Raw genomic sequence first — 18,858 nt, 5'->3', positions numbered from 1 at the left:
ACGCCGCACCCTGTCACATTCGCGGGCCGGCCGGTGTCCCATGCACGACCGCGAATCGTCGACAGCAGAAGGAGTGGTCAGGATGGCAACCGACGTGGTGGTGCTCGGGGCCGGGTACGCGGGCGTGATGGCAGCGAACCGCATGCTCGCCGCGCATCCGGAGGTATCGGTGACGGTCGTCAACCCGCGACCGGTGTTCGTCGAGAGGGTGCGGCTGCACCAGCTCGCGGCCGGATCCGGTGCGGCCGCGCACGACCTCGCCGAGGTGCTGCACCCGGCGGCGGTCGTGCACCTCGGCACCGCGGTGCAGATCGGTGCGGATCGGGTGCTGCTCGCCGACGGGACGGCGCTGCCGTTCGACGTGGCGATCTACGCCGTCGGCAGCGGCGCCGGCGTGCCCGCGATCCCGGGCGCCGACCGGCTGCACTCGCCGGCCGAGTTCGAACGCGCCATGGACACGGCCGCCGCGCTCGACAGGCTCGGCGACGGTGCCGGCGTGGTGGTCGTCGGAGGCGGGCTCACCGGCGTCGAATCGGCCGCCGAGATCGCCGAGGCGCATCCCCACCTGACCTGCACCCTCGTCGGGGACCCCGTCGCGCACCTGCCCGGCGCCACCCGGCGGTTCGTCGCCGCACGGCTGCGACGGCTCGGTGTCCGGGTGCGGCCGGGCCGGGTCGTCGCGGTCACCGGGCGGGAGGTGCTGCTCGCCGACGGCGAAGCGGTGCCCGCGGAACTCACGATCTGGGCGGGCGGCTTCACGGTGCCCGACCTGGCCCGGCGGAGCGGGTTGCCGGTCGACGGGACCGGTCGGCTCCGCGTCGACGCCACCCTGCGGAGCACGGGCGCAGCCAACGTCGTGGGGGTGGGCGACGCCGTGACCGTCGACGGCCAGGATCACATCCGGATGAGCTGCCAGGCGGCGCTGCCGCTCGGCGCGCACGGCGCCGACACGGCATGGGCGCTGCTGGCGGGCCTGGAGCCGCAGCCGTTGTCGCTCGGGTTCGTGGCGCAGTGCATCTCGCTGGGCCGGGCCTCCGGCGTCGTGCAGCGCACCCGCCCGGACGACACGGCCCGCGGCGGCGCCCTGCGCGGTACGTTGGGCGCATTCGGCAAGGAGATGGTGGTGCGCGGAACGGTGTGGACACTGCGCCGGCAGGCACGGGGGCACGGCTATCCCTTCCCGAAGGGACCGGCCGCTGCGCACGATCCGATCGCGGCGCCGCGATGACGCACGACGAGCTGTTCACCCGGCACCGCGGCCTGCTGTTCGGCATCGCGTACGAGATCACCGGCAGCGTCGCCGACAGCGAGGACATCCTGCAGGACAGCTACCTGCGCTGGGCCGAGGTGGACCTCGACGAGGTCGCCAACCCCCGGGCGTATCTGAGCCGCGTGGTCACCCGGCAGGCGCTGAACGCGCTGCGCACCGCGCAGCGTCGCCGGGAGGACTACGTCGGGCCGTGGCTGCCCGAGCCGGTACGCACGGCGCCGGATGCCGCCGAGGACGTCCTGCTCGCGGAGTCGGTGTCGATGGCGATGATGCTGGTGCTCGAGACACTCGGCCCGCTCGAACGGGCGGTGTTCGTGCTGCGCGAGGTGTTCGGATTCGACCACGCCCAGATCGCGGCGGCGGTCGGCAGGCCGGAGGCGACGGTGCGGCAGATCGCCCACCGCGCCCGAAGCCACGTGCACGCGCGGCGCAAGCGGTACACCGCGTCCGGCGCGGAGACCCGCCGGGTGGTCGAGGAACTGCTCGCCGCCGCCGGCACCGGCGACGTGGAGGCGCTGATGAAGGTGCTGTCCCCGGAGGTGGTCTACGTCGCCGACGGCGGGGGCAAGGCGACGGCTGCACGGGTTCCGGTGTCCGGGGCGAAGAAGGTCGCGCGGCTGTTGCGGAACCTGGGGCGCAGGCCCCTGCCCGACATGCGCTTCGAGTTCGCGTCGTTCAACGGTCTGCCCGCGCTGGCGGTGTACTCGGCCGAGCGGCTCGACCTCGTGATGATGATCGAGACGGACGCGGGCCTGGTCACGGGCCTGTATGTGGTGCGGAACCCGGACAAGCTCGGCGCGGCGGACAGGGTGATGCCGCCGGTCCACTGAACGCCCGGTGTGATTCGGCCCGTCCCGGCATCCCGTGGGAGGCTGTGCTCATGCGGATGGAACGGCTCGGCGCCGGGGGTGGCCCGGCGCAGGTGCTGCGGGTGCTGGGCGCCCGCGCCGAGGCGGCGGGAGCGCCCCCGCCGGCCGCACTGACCGGCACGTGGTTCGGCGCGGCGGCGGTCCTCGCGCCCCACGTCGAGGCCGTCGCCACCCCGCCTTCCGACGCGTTCGTCCTGCGCGAGGGCCCGTCCCTGCGCACCCGCGACGACGGGCCGGTCGTCGGCGGGGGGTGGATCGGCTACCTGGCGTACCCGGACCGAGCCCCCGCCCACCCGGCGTTGCCTCGGGCGGCCGGGGGGTGGGCGGACACCGTGCTGCGGCTCGACCACGACGGCTGCTGGTGGTACGAGAGCCTCACCGACGCGCCGTGCCCGGCCGGGCTCGCCGCCGCCGTCCGCGAGGTGCCCGAGGCCTCCGGTCGGGCGCCGTGGCGTATCGACTGGACCGCGCCGGACCGCGGCGCCCATCGCCGCGGCGTGCGGCAGTGCCTCGACGCGATCCGGGCCGGCGAGGTCTATCAGGCGTGCGTGTGCACTCGCTTCACCGGCGCCTGGTCGGGCAGCCCGCTGCACTTCTTCGCCGACGGGATCGAGCGCACCGCGCCGGCCCGGGCCGCCTACGTCGCAGGCGGGTGGGGGGCGGTCGCGTCGCTGTCGCCGGAGTTGTTCCTCGCCCGCCACGACGACCGGGTGACGTCGAGCCCGATCAAGGGCACGCTCCCGATCGGCGCGGATCCGGCCCGGCTGCGCGCGTCCGTCAAGGACGTCGCGGAGAACGTGATGATCGTGGACCTCGTGCGCAACGACCTCGGACGCGTGGCCGAGACCGGAACCGTCACCGTGCCGGATCTGCTCGGGGTGCATCCGGCCCCCGGAGTCTGGCACCTGGTGTCCACCGTCGCGGCCACGCTGCGGGCCGGTGTGGACACCGCGCGGTTGCTCGGGGCCGCGTTCCCGCCGGCCTCGGTGACCGGCTGTCCCAAGCTCCGGGCGCGGGAGTTCCTGCGGGTCTGGGAGCCGCAGCCGCGGGGCGTGTACTGCGGCACCGTGGGCATGGCCAGCCCGCTCGCCGGGCTGGAGCTCAACGTGGCGATCCGCACCGTCGAGTTCGGCGGCGGGGACGCGGGCACGCCGGGGTCGTGTGGTCTCGGCGTCGGCGGTGGCATCACCATCGATTCCGATCCGGACGCCGAATGGCAGGAGTGCCTCGACAAGGCCGCCAGCATCCTGGCGCTCAGCCCCCGCACACCGTCCGGCCGGCCACCGGCAGATCGGACTGCGGCAGCGATGCGGTGATCCTGCCCGTCGTCGCCGCGCAGATCCGCGCGATGATCGACTCGACGTCCAGGCCCCACGTGCGCACCATCCCGTCGCCACCCGCCGCGATCACGGCGTTGCTGCCCGGCAGGAAGCCCACCTGCCACCGGCCGACGCCGACGTCGGTGATCGGGCCGCCCACCGGGTGCATGTCCTCCGGGTCGCCGACGTGCCACAGGCGCACCGTGCCGTCGTCGCTGCCGCTGACCACCTCGTGGCCGTTCGGCGTCACCGACACCGAATAGACGGTGCCGGTGTGCCCGCGCAGCGCCTCGGGGCGGACGGTGAACGACCCGTCGGGTCCGCGGTCCCACACGCGGACCGTGTGGTCGTCGCCGCCGGTGGCGAGGACGTTGCCGTCGGCGCTGAACGCGAGGGCGTTGACGCCGGTGGCATGGCCGTCCGACACCGGCACCGGGACCGGGGCCGCGGGATCGGCGACGTTCCAGGCGTAGAGCGAGCCGTCCGCGCTCGCCACCACCAGGTGCCGGCCGTCCGGCGCGAACGCCGCCGCCCGGATCAGGTTGGTGGGGCCCCCGAGCGGGGCGCCCCACGGCGCCGGACGCGCCGGATCCGACACGTCCCACAGCACGAGGGAGTGGTCGTCGTCTCCCGTGACGAGGGTGGTGCCGTCGGGACCGAATGCGAGTTCGGACGTGAACCGGGTCTCGGTGACGATCGGGTTCGCCCAGAGCCGCGGAACGGTGGGGTCCCGGACGTCCCACAGGTGGATCTCGCCGTCCGTCGTCGAGGCCGTGGCCAGTGTGCTGGCGGAGGGAGACAGGGCGGTCGTCACCGCACCCCCCAGCGGTCGCGGGCGGTTCACGGCACCGAGCGGTGACCAGCGCCCGTCGGAGCCGATCCGCCACAGCGGCACGGTGGCGTTGTAGCCCCCGGTCGCGACGAGCGAGCCGGTGCGGTCGATCGCCGGGAGGGTCAGGGCGGAATCCGCGACCGGGACGCGTCCGCGCGGCAGCGTCCAGACCCGGATGGTGCCGTCGTGACCGCCGGTGACCAGCGCGGCACCGTCGGGGGTGAACGCGAGCGCCGGGACGCCGCCGCCGTTGCCGGCGAGGGCCGGCCGCATCTCGTCGACCGCTCGCGTCGCCGGGTCGATCGACCACAGCTTCGCGGTCCCGTCCCACGACGCGCTCGCCAGGGTGCGGCCGTCGGGCGCGAACGCCACGGTCCACACCCCACCGGTGTGCGCCTGCACGGGCGGGCCGGCCGGCCGTACCGCCCCGGGCTCGGCGGTGTCGAACAGCGTGAGGACGCCGTCGTCGCTGCTGACCGCGAGGGTCCGGCCGTCGGGGGCGAACGCGACGGAATGCGCCACGTCGCGGAAACCGGTCAGCGGCTCGCCGAGCGGCGCGGCGGCCTGGTCGGTCAGGTCCCACAACCGCACCGAGCGATCGTCGCTCGACGTGGCCAGCACGGTGCCGCCGGGGTGGAACGCCACGGTCCGCACGGCCGCCCCGTGCGCGGGCAGGACGGTGCGGGGAAATCCCCGCGTCCGGGGTTCGCTCGTGTCGACGAGCACCACCGACCCGTTGTCGTACGGCACGGCGAGCAACCGGCCGTCCGGGCTGAACCGCACGTTGTGGATGACCTCCGGCACGAGCACCTCGGCGGTGAGCAGGGCGACCGGCCGGTCGCGATCCGTGACGTCCCAGATCCACACCGCGCCCGTCGCCCCACCCGCCGCGAGCAGGGTGCCGTCCGGGCTGAACGAAACCGATGCCAGATACTCGGGCTCGCCCGACACCAGCGCTCCGAGCGGCCGCGGGGCGGTCCGGTCCGACAGGTCCCACAAGCGAACGCTGCCGTCGTCGCTGGCCGAGGCGAGGGTCGTGCCGTCCGGCGCGATCGCCACCCCGTAGACGGGACCGCTGTGGCCTTCGAGAGGCAGCGCCAGCGGCATCTGCTCGGTCGCGACGAGCCGCGAGTACGCGACCTCGCTGTCCGGCTTCAGCTGCCACGCCGCGAGCGCCAGCTGGGCCGCGGTCGACGGGTCCTTCTCGCGCATGGAGTCGGCGAGCGCGACGACCTGCTGGAACTGGGCGGCACTGCGCTCGGCCTCCGCGCGGTTCTTGCCGGCCCAGGCCAGCGTCCCCATCACCACCGCGACGATCGTGGACAGCACGAGGGCGGCGATCGCGCCGTTGCGGATGCGGGTCCGCCGGCGGATCTGCCGCCGCGATTCCCGGAGGAAGTCCACCGCGGTCGGGCTCAGCGCGGCCTCGACGCCGACGGGCCGCGTCCGCCCCGCGAGGTCCCCGGCCTCGTGCTCGGCGACGAGGTCCATCCGGCCGCGCTGGTAGAGCAGGTCCGCGTGCCGGCGTCCCTCGACCCACCCGGCGGCGTCCGCCTCGATCTGCTGGCACAGCGCCGCGTACGAGCGGTCCGCCTGGATCCAGGACTTCAAGCGCGGCCAGGCGTCGATCACGGCGTCGTGCAGCAGCTCGACGCTGCCGGCGTCGACGACGAGGACGCGAGCGGTGACGAAGTGGTCGACCACCCGGCGCCCCGCGTCGACGTCGTCTCCGGCGACGGCGAGCAGCCGGTCCAGCGGACGCCGGATCTTCACGTCGGTGCCGGTGTCGGTCACGTAGACCAGGTGCACGAGCATCGCGCGAGCGAGGCGGCGGCCACGGGCGTCGAGCTCCTCCCACGCGCGTTCCGCGCTGGCGGCGATCGATCCGCGCACCCCGCCGGTGGCACCGTAGCCGGCCACGGTCAGGTGGCCGCCACGCCGGCGTTCCCACAGGGCGTCGAGCAGGTGGGACAGCAGCGGCAGCTCCGCCCCGCCGACGTCGTCGGCGGTCAGCACGCCGAGGTCGTGCAGGATCAGCTCCACCAGCCCCGGCTCGAACCGCAGGCCGAGCAGCCGCGCCGGTGCGGAGATCACCTCCACCAGATCGTCGCGGGTCAGGGGCTGGACCGTCTTGCTGTGCCGCTCCAGCGCCCGCGCCAGCACGGGATACGTCACGGCCCGGTCGTAGAAGTCCGACCGCAGCGTGGCCACCACCGCGATCGGGGTGTCGCCGTCGCCCACGGTCGCGGCCCGCTCGAGGAGCGCCAGGAACGCCGAGCGTTCGGCCGGGTCCTCGCAGTGGGTGAACAGCTCCTCGATCTGGTCGACGACGATCAGCAGGCCCGAGCTGCCCTGACGGCCGGCGGCGGCGCGCAGCCGCGCGACGGCGGAGGGCTCGTCCGCGTCCGAGATGTCGGCGAGTTCGGGTATGCACTCGACGAGCTGCGCCACGGGGTGCCGCCCCGGAGTCAGGACCACCGGCCGCCAGCGGCCGTCGCGGCACAGTTCCGGGATGAGGCCGGCCTGCACGAGCGAGGACTTGCCGACGCCGGAGGCGCCGGTCACCACGACGATGCCGTGCCCGTGGGCGGCGACGACGGTCTCGACGAGCTCGCGCACACTCCGGCTCCGGCCGAAGAACAGCTGCGCGTCGCGCTCGCGGTACGCCTCGAGTCCCCGGTAGGGCCGCACACCGGTGGGCGGCGTCGCGGCGGGCGCCTCGGACGTCTCCGCCCGGGCCCGCCCGGCTGGTCCCCGGGCGAGTTCCCACCACCGTTCCCACCGCTTTATCGAGTAGAGGCCGGGTGCCGGCGGCTGGGCGTGCAGGGCCCGGGCGGCGCGGATCAGGACGACCAGGACCGGACGGATCGCCTCGAAGGTGGCGGGCACCCGGGCGCCGGATCGCCAGTCGCTGAGCCGCTGCACCGACACGGTGCGATCGCTGCCCACGGCGCGGGCGACGGCCGCCGCCTCGGAGGAGACCTTCTTGAGTGCGGGACGCCCCGCCGCCGCGAACAGAATCCGGAGCTGGTCGGCGAACACCTGCCGCGGCTCAGCCTCGGTTCGCTCGTCCGCCGGTTCCATCTCCCGCATCCTCCCTGCTCCGCACCCCTCGAGAGCCCGGATCGTCCGCTGCGGAAAAACTCCTCACCAGCCCTGACCTGGGATGATATCGCGAGCGGCACGCGAACCGGTTGGTCGCCCCGGATATACCCGACAGAGTTGTTCCCGAGCGGGAAGACCCCGCGACGCGCTGCACCTCCGCACCGGCCGGAACCCGACGAGGGGTGGTTCCGCCCGAGGCGGAGGGAATGCAGCGCGCGACCCGAACCGAGGGATCGTGTACAAGCTCGTCGACCGGATCGTCAACGGCGTTCCGCCCACGTTGGTCGCGGCCCTGATCGTGGCCGTCGCCGTGTTGCTGATCGTCGCGCTCTCCTCGGCCGCGCCGTAGCGACGGCCGGCCGCGCCTACCGGGCCGGCGTGCTGCTGCCCTTCTCGCCGAGCAGGTACGGATCGCGGGCGAGGTACTCCTTCGTCTCGCGGGCGATGAGACCCGAGAGGACGAGCAGGCCCACCAGGTTGGGCAGTGCCATCAGCCCGTTCATCACATCGGAGAAGTTCCACACCACCTCGAGCTCGGTGGTGGCGCCGACGTAGACGACGAGCACGAAGATCGCCCGGTACGGGAGGACGCCGCCCCGGCCGACGAGGCGTTCGACGCAGCGGTCGCCGTAGTACGACCACCCGAGGATCGTCGAGAAGGCGAAGAACACCACGGAGATCGTGACGATCCAGCTGCCCCAGTCGCCGCCGAGGCCGTCCGAGAAGGCGAGCGAGGTCATCGCCGCGCCCTGCTCGCCGGACTTCCAGGCGCCGGTGGTGATGATGACCATGCCCGTGAAGGTCACGACGATGATCGTGTCGATGAACGTCTGGGTCATCGACACGAGGCCCTGCCGCACCGGATGGGTGGTCTGCGCCGCGGCGGCGGCGATTGCGGCGCTGCCCATGCCGGACTCGTTGGAGAAGATGCCGCGGGCCACGCCGTAGCGCAGGGCGATCATGAACACCGAGCCGATGAAGCCGCCGGTCGCGGCGGTTCCGGTGAATGCGTCGGAGAACACCAGGGCGAACGCCTGCGGGATGTCGGTGATGTTGACCGCGAGGACGATGATCCCGGCGCCGACGTACAGCAGGATCATCGCGGGCACGAACCCGGCGGTGACCTTGCCGATGGACTTGATGCCGCCGAGCAGCACCGCGGCGGCGAGCACCGTCATGACGATGCCGGACAACCAGGTGGGCACCCCGAAGGTGGAGTCCATCTGGGTGGCGACGGTGTTGGCCTGCGTCATGTTGCCGATGCCGAAGCTGGCGAGTACGGCGAACACCGCGAACATCAGGCTCAGCGCCAGGCCGAACTTGTTGGGGATGGCGCGGGCCAGGTAGTACTGCGGGCCGCCGGACTGCTCGCCCTTGGCGTCGGTGACGCGGTACTTGACGCCGAGGAACGCCTCCGAGTACTTGCTGGCCATGCCGACGAGACCGGTGACCCACATCCAGAACAGGGCGCCCGGGCCGCCGAAGTAGATGGCAGTGGCGACACCGGCGATGTTGCCGACGCCCACGGTGGCGGCCAGCGCGGTCGTCAGCGCCTGGTACTGGGAGATGTCACCCTCGGTGGCGTCCGGGTCCTTGCGGATGATCAGCCCGAGCCGCAGGGCCGGCCACAGCTTGCGGAACTGCACGCCCCGCAGCCGCACCGTCAGGATCACGCCGGTGCCCAGCAGCAGCGGTATGAGCAAGTACGGCCCCCACACCACCGACGCGACCTCGACGAGGAATTCGTTCACCGACTCCATCCGTACCTCCTGCTGCGCGGTAAGGGGCAGAGTCTACGACGACGGCTCGTCCTGCCGCGCGGCCAGTACCGCGTCGTACAGCTCGCGTTTGGACACCCCGGACGTCGCCACCTGCGCGCACGCGTCCTTCAGCCGCACTCCGTCCGACACCAGCCGTTCCACCTCGTCGACCAGCTCGGCCGGCTCCGCGATCTGCGCCGACGCGCCCTCGAGCACGACGGTGATCTCGCCGCGCGCACCGTCGGCCGCCCACTGCGCCAGCTCGGCGAGCGTGCCGCGACGCACCTCCTCGTAGGTCTTGGTCAGCTCCCGGCACACCGCGGCGCGCCGCTGCCCGCCGAGCACGTCGACGGCGTCGGCGAGGCACGCGGCGAGGCGATGCGGGGCCTCGAAGAACACCACCGCGCGCGGCTCGGCGGCGAGGGTCTGCAGCCAGGCGCGACGGGCGCCGGCCTTGCGCGGTGGGAAGCCTTCGAAGCAGAACCGCTCGACCGGCAGCGCGGACAGCGCGAGTGCGGTGGTCACCGCGGACGGGCCGGGCAGGCACGTGACGGGCAGCCCGGCCGCGACGCACGCCGACACCAGGCGGTAGCCGGGGTCGCTGACGGACGGCATGCCGGCGTCGGTGACCAGCAGCACCGTCTTGCCGGCCTCGACGTCGGCGACCAACGCCGGCGTCCGGGCGGCCTCCACCTGGTCGTAGAAGCTGACCACCCGTCCGGTGACGGTGACCCCCAGCGCGGCGGCGAGCGCCCTGGTACGACGGGTGTCCTCGGCCGCGACGACGTCGGCGCTGCCGAGCGCGTCGCAGAGCCGTTTCGAGGCGTCGCCGATGTCGCCCATGGGGGTGGCGGCGAGCACGAGCCGGCCCTGTCCCGGATTGTCTGCCTGCATGCGTCTCAGCCTACGATCGGGGCGTGACCGTGACGGACGAGCGCCCTGCCGTGGCATCGGACCGCCGCCGGATGAACAGCCCGGGCCCGACGGTGCCCGCACCGGATTTCGGTCCGGTCGACCGCGGCCGGGGCTGGGTGGTGACGCTGTTCGTCACCGCGATCGCGGCGATCACCCGGTTCACGATGCTGCACTACCCCACCGACGCGAAGACGCCGGTGTTCGACGAGAAGCACTACGCCCCGCAGGGCTGGCAGGTACTCACCGGCGGCGGGATCGAGGACAACCCCGGATACGGCCTCGTCGTGCACCCGCCCGTGGGCAAGCAGCTCATCGCGCTCGGCGAGGCGCTGTTCGGTTACAACGGGTGGGGGTGGCGGTTCTCCGCCGCCGTCGCCGGGACGCTGCTGGTCCTGCTGGTGGTGCGGATTGTGCGGCGGCTGACCCGCTCGACCCTGCTCGGCGGCCTGGCGGGGATCCTGCTGATCGCCGACGGCGTCACGTTCGTCTCGTCGCGCCTCGGGATGCTGGACATCTTCCTGGCGCTGTTCGCGGTCGCCGCGTTCGGGTGCCTGATCGTCGACCGGGACGAGATGCGGGAACGCATGGCGCGCGTGCACGCCGAGGGACGCATCGCCGACACGGTGTGGGGTCCCCGGCTGGGCGTGCGGTGGTGGCGGTTCGGGGCCGGTGTGCTGCTGGGTCTGGCGGTGGGCACCAAGTGGTCGGGGCTGTATCTGATCGCCTTCTTCGGGCTGATGTCGGTGGCGTTCGACGTCGCCGCCCGCCGGGCCTACGACGTGCAACGGCCGTGGCTCGGCACCGGGCTGCGCGACGTCGGTCCGGCGCTGTACGCGCTGGTGGTGGTGCCGCTCGGGGTGTACCTGGCGACGTTCTGGGCGTGGTTCGCCGGCGAGACCGGGGTGTACCGGCACGCGGTGGGTCGTCAGATCGGCACGGACGGGGCGTTCGCATTCGTGCCGGACGCCCTGCGGTCGCTGTGGTACTACAGCGCCTCCGTGCTCGAGTTCCACTCGGGGCTGACGAACTCGGCCGGCAACCTGCATCCCTGGGAGTCCAAGCCGTGGACGTGGCCGATGGGGTTGCGCCCGATGCTGTACTACTTCGCCGACGGCGAGCAGATCCGTGGGTGCGGCGGCGAGCAGTGCGTCAAGGCGGTCATGCTGGTGGGCACCCCGGCGATGTGGTGGCTGGCGCTGCCGATGCTCGCGTGGGGTGGGTGGCAGCTGCTGGTGCGGCGGGACTGGCGGTGGGCCGCGGTGCTCACCGGTTACACGGCGACGTTGCTGCCGTGGTTCGCGACGCTCGACCGGCAGATGTACTACTTCTACGCGGTCCCGCTCGCGCCCTTCCTGGTCATGGGGCTGGCGCTGGTGCTCGGCGACGTCCTCGGCTCGCCGCGGGCCTCGGCCGAGCGACGCTCGACCGGCCTGCTGGTCGTGTGCCTCTACGTCGGCCTGGTGGTGGCGAACTTCGTGTGGCTGTGGCCGATCCTCACCGCGGCGCCGATCACCGTGGAGACGTGGCAGCAGCAGTTGTGGCTGCCGAGCTGGCGGTGACGTCCGGCGGCGCGGCCCGCACGCCGACGGTCCGCTCGCGCTCGACGATGTCGACGATCGCGTAGCCGCAGCGCGAGAGCAGCGCGCTGATCCGCATGGACACCGGTCCGAGGGCGAGGCCGGGCGGCGGTTCGTCGAACACCCACAACTCCCCAGCGGGTCGCAGCAGCGATGCGACGGCCGTCGGCGCGGCCGGGTCGTCGCTGCGGAAACCGGGGACGTTGACGGCGAAGACCAGGTCGAACGATCCCGGCAGGTCGACGCCGGGGAATTCGCCGACGCGCAGTTCGGCGAGCCCGGCGTCGACTCCGTCCCGGTTGCGGCGACGAGCCCGATCGATCTGCGTGGCCGAGCGGTCCACCCCGACGACCCGGCCGCGGCGGCGCAGCCGCTCGCACACGAGCGCGACGGCGACACCCCCACCGCAGCCGATCTCGAGCACGTCGCTGCCCGGCTGCGGGTCCATGGCCTCGACCGCGAACGCGATCCGCGCCGGCACGGCACTACTCATTCGACGTCCGTTCTTCTCCGCGCCGCGCCGGGGACCGGTACTCGGCGCGGCGCAGCAACCGCCGACCGCGTGGGGACACCAGTGGATCCCGCGACAGGTCCCGGTACAAGGACACGCACAGACCCACCATGACGAGCACGAACGGCGCCGCCGCGATGATCGTCATGGTCTGCAAGGCGGTGAGGGCATCGGCACCGCCCGTCCACAGGAGCAGGGCGGCGACGCCGCCGGTGAGCACGCCCCAGAACACCACGACCCGACGGTGCGGGGAGAGTGTGCCGCGCTGGGACAGGGTGCCCATCACGATCGATGCGGCGTCGGCCCCCGAGACGAAGAAGATGGCCACGAGCACCATCACGACAGCGGCCGAGATCGTGAACAGCGGCAGATTCTCGAGCATGCCGAACAACTGCGCCTCGGTCGTGCCGACGTCGGCCAGGCCGAGGCCGTCGCGCTGCTCGCCGATGGCCGCACCACCGAACACCGCGAACCACACCAGGCTCACCGTGCTGGGAACGACGATGACCCCTACGACGAACTGGCGGACCGTGCGGCCACGGCTGATGCGGGCCAGGAACATCCCGACGAACGGCGTCCACGAGATCCACCATGCCCAGTAGAAGACGGTCCATGCGGAGAGCCACTCGGCGACCTCGGGGCTCGACGCCGCGGTACGAGCAGACATGCGGGCCAGATCGGCGGCATAGGCGCCGAGAGTGGTGGGTACGAGATTCAGGATCAGCACGGTGGGACCGACCACGAAGACGAACGCGGCGAGCGCGAGCGCGAGCACCATGTTGATGTTGGACAGCCACTGGATGCCACGAGCCACACCGGACACCGCGGAGGCGACGAAGGCTGCTGTGAGCAGCGCGATGATCGCCACGAGCAGCAGCACCCCCGTCTCCTCGAGCCAACCGGTCACCGCGAAGCCGGACCCGATCTGCAGGGCCCCGAGGCCGAGCGAGGCAGCAGTGCCGAACAGCGTGGCGAACAGGGCGAGGATGTCGATGACCTTCCCGGCGGGTCCCTCGGCGCGGCGGCCGAGCAGCGGCAGGAAGGCCGAACTGATCAGCTGCTTACGCCCCTTGCGGTAGGTGCCGTAGGCGATGGCCAGACCCACCACGGCATAGATCGACCACGGGTGCAGGCTCCAGTGGAACATCGTCGTCGCCATCGCCGGTCCCACGCCCCCGGCTGTGCCCGGCGGCGGCGTCACGAAATGGGCCAGAGGCTCGGCGACACCGAAGAACATCAGGCCGATGCCCATACCGGCGCTGAACATCATGGCAATCCAGCTGACGGTGCGGAACTCCGGCACCTCGTCGTCCTTGCCGAGCGGGATCCGTCCGAACCGGCTCAGGGCCAGCCAGAGCGAGAAGACCACGAAACCCGACGCGGTGAGCACGAACAGCCACCCCAGATTGACCACCAGCCAGTCCAGTACCGCCCCCGTCACGGCGGCGAAATTGTCCGGTGCGAGCAGCCCCCAGACGACGATCGACACCACGATCAGGGCCGTCGGGACGAACACGGCCGGATCGATCACCGGTGCGGTCCGTCGGCGCAGCCCTCCCGGGCGAACCGAAACGAGCCGGCCACGCTGAGCGTCGTGCGGATCCGCCGGTTTGTCCGAAAGGCCCATGATGTAAACCTCGTCCACTTCCCTGCGGAGCGCAACCGTCACCGCTCCGGGGGAAGTCGGACGAGTCACGCGCCCCGCAGCGCCGCGACGACGAATTCGAGCACCTCGTCGTCGGACATGCCGAGGGTGCGCAGTTCGCGGACGTAGCCGGTGGCGGCGCGCTGGGCGAGCGTGCGGGTGGGGTCACCGGACTCGGCGACGAACGTGCCCGCCCGGCCCCGAGTCTCGATGATGCCGAGATGCTCGAGCTCCCGGTAGGTCTTGGCCACGGTGTTCGGGGCGATGCCGAGGTGTTCGGCCAGCCCGCGGACGGTGGGAAGCTTGGTGCCGGCGATCAGCTCGTCGCGCCGCACCATCGTGACGATCCGCTGGCGCAGCTGCTCGTACGGCGGGACCGGCGAGTCGGGGTCGATGACGATGTCGAGCATCGGGGCGTCCTCAGGTGGGCAGGTGGTGCGTCGAGGCTAACAGTGCGGGCCGACCGTCCCCGACTGCGCCGCGGGGGCCGCCTCAGACCCGCGCCCTGTCCTCGTCGGCGTCCGCGGCCCGGGTGTAGCTGCCGGTCTCGAGCAGGTCGCGGATCTGGATCAGCAGGTCGGTCTCGCTCAGCGGCTTGTCGCCCTCCTCCTTGGGGGCGAACCGGGCCTTGGCGGTGTTCACCGGCAGGATCAGCACGAAGTAGACGACCGCGGCGATCAACAGGAAGTTGATCACCGCCGACACCACGGCACCGATGTTGACGAACGTCTCCGGGCTCGAGGTGATCTGGAATCCCCAGCCGTACTCGTTCGCGCCGCCCACCGAGGCCACGAGCGGGTTGACGATGTGGTTGGTGAAGGCGGTGACGATGGCCGTGAACGCGGCCCCGACGACCACCGCGACGGCGAGCTCGACCACGTTCCCGCGCAGCAGAAAATCCCGGAATCCCTTCAGCACGACACCTCTCCTGTCCTTCACCGACGCCGGACGATGGTAGAGACCGGCCGCGCCGCACTCAACCGGAGCGGGTGCGGCACGGCAGAATGTGGCCATGGCAACGACCGCGACGATCTACCACAACCCCCGGTGCAGCACGTCCCGCAACACCCTGAAGGTGCTGCAGGAGGCGGGCCTCGAGCCGACCGTCGTCAAGTACCTCGAGACCCCGCCGTCGCGCGACGGGCTGCGCAAGCTGCTCGACGACGCCGGACTCGTGCCGAGCCAGGCGATCCGGCGGAAGGAGGCACTGTTCGCGGAGCTGAACCTGGCGGACGCCTCCGAGGACGAGCTGCTCGACGCGATGGTGAAGCACCCGATCCTCATCGAGCGGCCGATCGTGGTCACCGACAAGGGCACCGTGCTCGCCCGCCCGGTGGAGAAGGTGCGCGAGATCCTCTAGATGGCTGGTGTCGAACGGCGCCTCGAGGCGCCGGATCGCTCACCTTCGCCGGGCAGGATGACCGCCGATGGTCGGTGTGATGCCCGGGTGACGGCGTCAGCACTCGTCCACGGGTGTGCGTCATGACCGCAACGAGGAGCAGAACCGGCCCGTCGTCCGGATCAGGCGATGGCCACGGTCCACTGTCCTGCCCGGTGGGTGATTCCGAAGGTGGCCAGACGAGCGAGGTTGACCGCTGCAGCGAGCAGACCGAAGTCAGCGGCGATCTTCGTGGTGCCCCGGACACGTACTCGACGACCGCCGTGGCGGCGACGCATGAGATGACCGATCTTGCGTTCGACTTTGGGTCGGGTGGCCCGGTACTCGGTTTTCCAGAGCGGATCCTGTTGCCGGATACGTGCTGTGGCCAAGTGCTTCTCGTGTGGGCCGACTGTGATGGTGCGGCCGTCGGAGGCCGAGGTGCACTGCGCTCGCAACGGGCACCGGATGCAGGCGGCACCGAACGAGGCCGCCCCGGCCACGCGGGTGCCGGCCCGGGGCCGGATCGGCACGGTCTCCCCGGCCGGGCAGGTCACCGACATCGCGTCGAGGTCGATTCCGAACCGGTCCTTGGAGAAATGGCCCTTCACCGCAGGTGACGGCTGCACCTTCACTCCGTTGTGAATCCCATTGTCGTCCAAACATTTCAACAACTCTCCGGCACCGTATGCCGCGTCACCGAAGACACGCGTCTCGGCTTCGGCTTCGGCTTCGGCTTCGGCTTCGGCTTCGGCTTCGGCTTCGGCTTCGGCTTCGGCTTCGGCTTCGGCTTCGGAAGGCAGGATGTCGGCAAGCAGGCCCGCCGCGAACTCCGCGTCGCCGCCGTTGCCCGGTGTGACCTCGGTCGCGGTGATGATTTCACTGTCGGGATCGATGGCGATGTGACCCTTGTAACCGTCGAAACCGCGGGCCCGGGTCTTGTGGCCGTGGCGAGACTGCGGATCGACGGTGGAGATGACCCGGTCGGCGGCGACCCTGCGCACGATTCGGAACACCCCGTCGTCGTCGGCAGCGAGGTCCTGACCCAGCACGGTGGCCAGCAGCGTCGAGGCCCGCTCGACCGAGTCGTCGAGTTCGCGGCCGTCGAGATACGCCAACACGGCCAGACCGTCGCAGGCCCGGGAGTCGATCAACTGTGCGCGGGCTGCCTCGTCGTCCCAGTCGATGGACGGTTTGGCGGCACTGGCGTAGTCGTCACCGCTGGTGAGTACCGCTCGCAGCTGCTGCGCCAGGTTTGCATCGACGGCCGCGAGCAGCCCTCGAATCGCCGAACGGACCAGCGTGATCGTGTCCATCGTGGCGACCGCGTCGTACAGCGGAGTCGAGTCCAGCACCCGCTTGCGGCCGATCACCCCGGCCTGGTGGGCCACCTCGAGCACCGCCTCGAAGACCCTGTTCGGCCGAGTCGAACGGGCCAACCTGGCCCGCATGTCCACCAGCACCGTGTGCACGAATCCTGGATAGTCGAAGTCCAATCCACCTGCGGCGTACTTCCACCGAGCATCGAACGCGAACCGATCGACCGCCTCACGATCGGACAGGCCCTCGAGTCGTTGCAACACCATCACCACCGCCACGATCATCGGCGGCACGCTACGACGCCCGACATCGGTGAACAGGTCGGCGAACATCTCATCCGGGAACAACCGGAAGCATTCCCGGTGCAGTACACCGTAAATCGAGTCCTTTCCCACCCGGTCCTGGCAATACTCCACCGTCGAGCGGAGCAGACTCGACTGACCGGACACCCTACCCAGACTCACCCCTTCATTCTGCTCGAGCCGCCTCGATCAGCGCGGCAACGCCACGCGAAAAACACCAGCCATCTAGGGTCCGGCCGCTCGCCCGCGCCGGACGCGCCGGTCAGCCGCGGGCGAGCGGGCAGGACATGCAGCGCGGCCCGCCGCGTCCGGAGCCCAGTTCGGACCCGGCGATCCGCAGCACCTCGATGCCCGCGTCCTCGAGGCGGGTGTTGGTCTCGATGTTGCGTTCGTAGGCGACCACCACGCCGGGCGCGAGGGCGAGGGTGTTGTTGCCGTCGTCCCACTGTTCACGCTCGGCGACGACCGGATCGAGGCCGGTGTCGATGACGCGGAGCTTCTCGATGCCCATCGCGTCGGCGGCCGCCTCGAGGAACCCGCGCGGCCCGCCGATCCGGACGTCGCCGTTCTCCCGGCGCAGAGTGAAGGCCTGCAACGTTTCCCGCACCGCGGGGTACATCACCACGGCGTCGACGTCCACCATGGTGCACACGGTGTCCAGATGCATCGAGGCCCGCTGCTGCGCGATCGGCACCGCCAGCACGGTGTGCGCGAGACCGTCCTCGAAGACGCTGCGCGCCAACGCTTCCGCCCCCGCCGGTGTCGTGCGCTCCCCCACGCCCACGGCCACGACTCCCGGGCCGAGCAGCAGCACGTCGCCGCCCTCGACCGGCGCCGTGTGCGATTCGTAGGCGCGGCGCACCCCCAGGAACCGCGGGTGGAACGCGTAGATCAGATCGGTGATCGAGGCCTCCCGGCGCCGGGCCGGCAGTGCCAGGGTGGGGATCGCGACCCGCGGGCCGATCCAGAACGACGAGTCGCGGGTGAACAGCAGGTTCGGCAGCGGCTCGATCACGAAGTCGGCTCCGTGATGCATCAACCGCACCAGCGACGGCGCGGCTCCGAGGCCCGCGACGGGTAGTTCGTCGAACGTCATGCCCGCGACGAGGACGCGGGTGAGATCCGCGGCAGACATCGCGCGCAGGTGCGCGGCGAGTTCCTGCGCCAGCCCGTGCCCGAGCCGGCGCGGATCCACCGCGGACGACACCCCCTGGACGCGGGCGGCCCCGCTGACCTCGAGGGTCTCGGTGAGCAGGTCGGACAGGAGCAGCACCTCCACCCCCCGCCCGCGCAGCAGGTCGACGAACGCGTCGTGTTCCTCCTGCGCCCGCGCCACCCACGGCAACGCGTCGAACAGCAGCTGGTCGTTGTTGCGGGGAGTCAGGCGTTCGAGCTCCGCGCCCGGCCGGTGCATCAGCACCGCCCGCAGCGACCCCACCTCGGAATCCACACCCAGCTGAGCGTTCATGAATAAGACCGTAATGCCGCGGCCCGCCGCGCGGCGCGCCGAAACTCCGCGAAGCCGGCCGGGCGCCCGCCCGGCGATGGCAGGATCGACGGTGCCCGACGACCGAGGAGACCCACATGACCGACACCGGCCCGCTCGGTGATCTCGCCGCCTTCGCCGGCCGCTGGGTGGGCGGCGGCGAAGGCCACTACCCCACCATCGAGGACTTCACCTACAACGAGACCATCGAGTTCACCCCCACCCCGGGCAAGCCGTTCCTGATGTACGTCAGCCGCACGAAGAACCCGGGCACCGGTCAGCCGATGCACACCGAGAACGGATACCTCCGTCTCGCCGATCACGAGGTGGAGCTGCTCGTCTCCCAGCCGACCGGGTTCGTGGAGATCCAGCGGTCGCGGCTCACCCACGGCGTCCTCGACTTCACCACCGTGCACCTCGAGCGCTCTCCCCACGCGAAGCCGGTGCACGAGCTGCGGCGGCGGTTCGTCCTCGACGGCGACGAACTGTCCTACGACCTGTGGATGGCGCACGCCCAGACCCCGCTCACCCACCACCTGCACGCGCGGCTGCGACGCGCCGGATAACCG

At 71.7% G+C, this 18,858-nt stretch carries 15 protein-coding genes; 6 read left to right on the top strand and 9 right to left on the bottom strand.

All coding sequences use genetic code 11. From position 1 onward, the window contains the following. The first annotated feature begins 82 nt into the window (after window positions 1-82). The 3 genes from HFP48_RS07850 to HFP48_RS07840 are packed head-to-tail and all read left to right on the top strand — an operon-like array spanning window position 83 to window position 3,455. Complete coding sequence (locus tag HFP48_RS07850) at window positions 83-1,228, top strand: FAD-dependent oxidoreductase (protein ID WP_174824796.1); 1,146 nt, start codon at window positions 83-85, stop codon at window positions 1,226-1,228. Beyond that, window positions 1,225-2,100 (top strand): RNA polymerase sigma-70 factor, encoded by an 876-nt coding sequence (locus HFP48_RS07845; RefSeq protein ID WP_006944922.1) that lies wholly within the window; start codon window positions 1,225-1,227, stop codon window positions 2,098-2,100. The genes HFP48_RS07850 and HFP48_RS07845 overlap by 4 nt, the downstream gene beginning before the upstream one ends. A gap of 50 nt (window positions 2,101-2,150) precedes the next feature. Beyond that, complete coding sequence (locus HFP48_RS07840; RefSeq protein ID WP_029542075.1) at window positions 2,151-3,455, top strand: aminodeoxychorismate synthase component I; 1,305 nt, start codon at window positions 2,151-2,153, stop codon at window positions 3,453-3,455. Here the strand turns inward: HFP48_RS07840 and HFP48_RS07835 are convergent. The 3 genes from HFP48_RS07835 to rsmI form a co-directional block, all read right to left on the bottom strand. Further along, a complete protein-coding gene (locus HFP48_RS07835) occupies window positions 3,394-7,374 on the bottom strand; it encodes an AAA family ATPase (protein WP_029542073.1) in 3,981 nt (1,326 codons plus the stop codon). The genes HFP48_RS07840 and HFP48_RS07835 overlap by 62 nt on opposite strands. 386 nt (window positions 7,375-7,760) lie before the next feature. Next, window positions 7,761-9,155: a sodium:alanine symporter family protein gene (locus tag HFP48_RS07830; RefSeq protein ID WP_006944928.1), complete on the bottom strand. Its 1,395-nt coding sequence runs from the start codon at window positions 9,153-9,155 to the stop codon at window positions 7,761-7,763. A gap of 33 nt (window positions 9,156-9,188) precedes the next feature. Next, window positions 9,189-10,049, bottom strand: a complete 861-nt coding sequence (gene rsmI, locus HFP48_RS07825) for a 16S rRNA (cytidine(1402)-2'-O)-methyltransferase (RefSeq protein ID WP_050034771.1) — start codon at window positions 10,047-10,049, stop codon at window positions 9,189-9,191. Window positions 10,050-10,120: 71 nt separating this feature from the next. Here rsmI and HFP48_RS07820 point away from each other — a divergent pair, with 71 nt between their 5' ends. After that, the gene (locus HFP48_RS07820; protein WP_180987105.1) at window positions 10,121-11,629 is read left to right on the top strand and encodes a phospholipid carrier-dependent glycosyltransferase; all 1,509 of its coding nucleotides are present in this window, start codon (window positions 10,121-10,123) and stop codon (window positions 11,627-11,629) included. Here the strand turns inward: HFP48_RS07820 and HFP48_RS07815 are convergent. The 4 genes from HFP48_RS07815 to mscL form a co-directional block, all read right to left on the bottom strand. After that, a complete protein-coding gene (locus HFP48_RS07815) occupies window positions 11,580-12,140 on the bottom strand; it encodes a methyltransferase domain-containing protein (RefSeq protein WP_232334098.1) in 561 nt (186 codons plus the stop codon). The genes HFP48_RS07820 and HFP48_RS07815 overlap by 50 nt on opposite strands. After that, a complete protein-coding gene (locus HFP48_RS07810) occupies window positions 12,133-13,785 on the bottom strand; it encodes a BCCT family transporter (RefSeq protein WP_168579312.1) in 1,653 nt (550 codons plus the stop codon). The genes HFP48_RS07815 and HFP48_RS07810 overlap by 8 nt, the downstream gene beginning before the upstream one ends. 65 nt (window positions 13,786-13,850) lie before the next feature. Beyond that, the gene (locus HFP48_RS07805) at window positions 13,851-14,213 is read right to left on the bottom strand and encodes a GntR family transcriptional regulator (protein ID WP_006944937.1); all 363 of its coding nucleotides are present in this window, start codon (window positions 14,211-14,213) and stop codon (window positions 13,851-13,853) included. Between the two features lie 82 nt (window positions 14,214-14,295). Next, window positions 14,296-14,721 carry a large conductance mechanosensitive channel protein MscL gene (gene mscL, locus HFP48_RS07800; RefSeq protein WP_029542060.1) on the bottom strand — a complete coding sequence of 142 codons (426 nt, stop codon included), beginning with the start codon at window positions 14,719-14,721 and terminating at the stop codon, window positions 14,296-14,298. A gap of 94 nt (window positions 14,722-14,815) precedes the next feature. On the opposite strand from mscL, the gene arsC reads away from it, so the two are divergent. Next, window positions 14,816-15,163, top strand: a complete 348-nt coding sequence (gene arsC, locus HFP48_RS07795; RefSeq protein ID WP_006944940.1) for an arsenate reductase (glutaredoxin) — start codon at window positions 14,816-14,818, stop codon at window positions 15,161-15,163. 161 nt (window positions 15,164-15,324) lie between these two features. On the opposite strand, the gene HFP48_RS07790 is transcribed toward arsC, so the two are convergent. Beyond that, window positions 15,325-16,965, bottom strand: coding sequence for an IS1182 family transposase (locus HFP48_RS07790; protein WP_246872526.1), 1,641 nt, complete (start codon window positions 16,963-16,965; stop codon window positions 15,325-15,327). A gap of 100 nt (window positions 16,966-17,065) precedes the next feature. Next, window positions 17,066-18,271: an arginine deiminase gene (gene arcA, locus HFP48_RS07785; RefSeq protein ID WP_006944942.1), complete on the bottom strand. Its 1,206-nt coding sequence runs from the start codon at window positions 18,269-18,271 to the stop codon at window positions 17,066-17,068. Window positions 18,272-18,387: 116 nt separating this feature from the next. On the opposite strand from arcA, the gene HFP48_RS07780 reads away from it, so the two are divergent. Continuing rightward, window positions 18,388-18,855, top strand: a complete 468-nt coding sequence (locus HFP48_RS07780) for an FABP family protein (RefSeq protein WP_006944943.1) — start codon at window positions 18,388-18,390, stop codon at window positions 18,853-18,855. Window positions 18,856-18,858 lie beyond the last annotated feature (3 nt).

Origin of the sequence: Rhodococcus sp. DMU1, assembly GCF_012272955.1 — a bacterium.
In the GTDB taxonomy this organism is placed as follows: domain Bacteria; phylum Actinomycetota; class Actinomycetes; order Mycobacteriales; family Mycobacteriaceae; genus Rhodococcus; species Rhodococcus aetherivorans.
Note: the sequence above shows the minus strand (reverse complement) of the source record. Positions and strands in the feature narration are given on the sequence as shown.

What these genes read in the sequence shown, in the direction of transcription:
- HFP48_RS07780 (WP_006944943.1), top strand. Translation starts at nt 18,388, where the DNA reads ATGACCGACACCGGCCCGCTCGGTGATCTCGCCGCCTTCGCCGGCCGC.
- HFP48_RS07845 (WP_006944922.1), top strand. Translation starts at nt 1,225, where the DNA reads ATGACGCACGACGAGCTGTTCACCCGGCACCGCGGCCTGCTGTTCGGC.
- arcA (WP_006944942.1), bottom strand. Translation starts at nt 18,271, where the DNA reads ATGAACGCTCAGCTGGGTGTGGATTCCGAGGTGGGGTCGCTGCGGGCG.
- HFP48_RS07805 (WP_006944937.1), bottom strand. Translation starts at nt 14,213, where the DNA reads ATGCTCGACATCGTCATCGACCCCGACTCGCCGGTCCCGCCGTACGAG.
- HFP48_RS07850 (WP_174824796.1), top strand. Translation starts at nt 83, where the DNA reads ATGGCAACCGACGTGGTGGTGCTCGGGGCCGGGTACGCGGGCGTGATG.
- rsmI (WP_050034771.1), bottom strand. Translation starts at nt 10,049, where the DNA reads ATGCAGGCAGACAATCCGGGACAGGGCCGGCTCGTGCTCGCCGCCACC.
- HFP48_RS07815 (WP_232334098.1), bottom strand. Translation starts at nt 12,140, where the DNA reads ATGAGTAGTGCCGTGCCGGCGCGGATCGCGTTCGCGGTCGAGGCCATG.
- HFP48_RS07840 (WP_029542075.1), top strand. Translation starts at nt 2,151, where the DNA reads ATGCGGATGGAACGGCTCGGCGCCGGGGGTGGCCCGGCGCAGGTGCTG.
- arsC (WP_006944940.1), top strand. Translation starts at nt 14,816, where the DNA reads ATGGCAACGACCGCGACGATCTACCACAACCCCCGGTGCAGCACGTCC.
- HFP48_RS07835 (WP_029542073.1), bottom strand. Translation starts at nt 7,374, where the DNA reads ATGGAACCGGCGGACGAGCGAACCGAGGCTGAGCCGCGGCAGGTGTTC.
- HFP48_RS07830 (WP_006944928.1), bottom strand. Translation starts at nt 9,155, where the DNA reads ATGGAGTCGGTGAACGAATTCCTCGTCGAGGTCGCGTCGGTGGTGTGG.
- HFP48_RS07810 (WP_168579312.1), bottom strand. Translation starts at nt 13,785, where the DNA reads ATGGGCCTTTCGGACAAACCGGCGGATCCGCACGACGCTCAGCGTGGC.
- HFP48_RS07820 (WP_180987105.1), top strand. Translation starts at nt 10,121, where the DNA reads ATGAACAGCCCGGGCCCGACGGTGCCCGCACCGGATTTCGGTCCGGTC.